Genomic DNA, 323 nt, shown 5'->3' with positions numbered 1-323 from the left:
CCGGTTACTCCAGTCGCTCCCGTATCTCCCGTTGCACCCGTGGCTCCGGTTACTCCGGTCGCTCCCGTATCTCCCGTTACACCTGTGGCTCCGGTTACTCCGGTCGCTCCTGTATCTCCCGTGGCGCCTGTCACACCTGCGGCTGCCAATAACGTATAATCTGGAGACGTATCTGGTGTGCCAGTTGGTGGCGCTGTATTTACGATATAAGTTCCACCTTCATATGTCACCACTTGACCTACTGGATAGGTTGGAGCTGTTGCTGGGTCAAATGCCAAAATACCAGCTAACCCTACTCCGGTTGCCCCGGTATCTCCCGTTGC

1 pseudogene is annotated in these 323 nt (G+C 56.0%); it reads right to left on the bottom strand.

Features of this window, described 5'->3' with window-relative positions:
• Positions 1–323: pseudogene (locus tag ACTJJQ_RS19290) on the bottom strand (hypothetical protein); the annotation flags it as partial.

It is taken from the genome of Bacillus sp. 22483, assembly GCF_052044605.1.
In the GTDB taxonomy this organism is placed as follows: domain Bacteria; phylum Bacillota; class Bacilli; order Bacillales; family Bacillaceae; genus Bacillus; species Bacillus altitudinis.
The sequence above is the reverse complement of the archived record's forward strand: the minus strand, read 5'-3'. Positions and strand labels throughout refer to the sequence as shown.